The 1,516-nt window shown below is 54.7% G+C and carries 1 protein-coding gene; it reads right to left on the bottom strand.

Annotated features, from left to right (window positions below):
• Positions 1–102: 102 nt before the first annotated feature.
• Positions 103–1,080, bottom strand: a complete 978-nt coding sequence (locus E1297_RS01915) for a hypothetical protein (protein ID WP_155133197.1) — start codon at positions 1,078–1,080, stop codon at positions 103–105.
• Positions 1,081–1,516: the final 436 nt, after the last annotated feature.

Consider the following 1,516-nt stretch of genomic DNA (forward strand, 5'->3'; position numbering starts at 1 on the left):
AGGCCAGCTTCGACATGAAGCTGTGCCAGCAAGCATCGGCAATAGACCGAGCGAGTGCCCGGTTCCGGAGAATTCCCTTGTCATCGCTGAAAACCCCGTCCTTTAGGTCGGGGAAGACCTTAATTCCATGGACAGTTTCTCTTCCCAGATCTCCCTGAGGAAGGAGAATTGGTACTTCATCTCCTTCTCGATGGCCTCCAGGCGCGTGTCGTGGTCGACGTTCGAGACCAAGCGGTAAAGTTTGATCAGGTCGGCATCGGAGAGTTCCTTTAGGGACTCCCGCATCTCGCTTAGGCATCCCCAGCTCAGTGGCTCGATGTCTTCACACTTCGTCAGCACGAGCCACCCGCCGGAACGACCGGCGATCCCGAACTCGTAGTCGCCCTGATCGCCTCCTGACACCGTGGTGTATTTGCCTTCGACGTATTGCGACACGCCGTTCTGGCACGCTTCCCAGAAGAGCTCGTCGTTCTCTTTCAGATACTTCTCCCAGGCATCATCGAGGTCCGAATTAACCTCGCCATCACCGTCTTTTCCGTCAAAATCGAAGCCGTGGACTTTGATGTCCCAGGCGAATCCGGAGGGAGAGTAGGCGTTTTCAGTGTTGTGGACCTGATGATCGCAGAGGAACTCGATCATTTCCCGGCGACTGTCCAACGGAAAGAGCTCCTTCTCCAGGTCGCTCTTCATCTTCTCGGGGTAGATAACCCGGTCTGGTTCCGGCTTGAAGCTATCCGGTGTCGCCTTGTAGTAGTCGAAATCGGGAGATCTGAAGCGCGGATGTTCGCGGCAAAATTTGGAAAAGGCCTTCCAGTCCATGGCCATTATTCGGTCGAACTCGGCCTTCTGGCTTGCGCTGGGGCCGAAGGAACCGGAGAGCTGCGGACAGTGTTGATCGAGGACCACCTGAAGATTATTCTCGTCGAGAATGGCGATGCCGTTGTGCTCCGGACCTACAATGCCGGCATTGTAAGCGCCCGCAATCACCACCTTGAACAAACGATTTCTGAAGCTCTTCTCGCCGATAGCTCCGTCGGCGTAATGATAGCGCCCGATTTGGTTCTTAATTCCGTCAGACATGCATTCGTTCTCCATTGCTTAGATAGAGAAATAAATCAGAGATATGAAAATCACAAACTGAAAACACGGACTAACCACTTACTCGATAGGGTGGATTTATCGTCGGAAACGAGGACTGAAGGAGCGTGTTCGTGCGGGAGGATTTCTCCAAGAGTATACTCCTTGCTTCTATCTCGTTGACCCCGAAGGCTCAGTCCCGCCGATCGTCTATACGTTTGACCGCGCGACGCACCAAGTCGGATAGCGCTTCGTGCTCGGGGGTGTCGGCGTTTCCGGATCGATCGATATCTGCGCACTTCTGCGAAAGTTGCTCAGATACGTCCGCCCGTGCCGGGTTTGCTCCACCGCGTCGGGGATAACCGTGCGTTCCTTGTCGCGGTTGGTCTCGCCTTTAACATCTTCCCCGCCCTAAAGGACGGGGTTTCCAGCGCACTGT

The sequence above is a fragment of the Roseibium sp. RKSG952 genome, assembly GCF_009711355.1.

What these genes read in the sequence shown, in the direction of transcription:
- E1297_RS01915 (WP_155133197.1), bottom strand. Translation starts at nt 1,080, where the DNA reads ATGTCTGACGGAATTAAGAACCAAATCGGGCGCTATCATTACGCCGAC.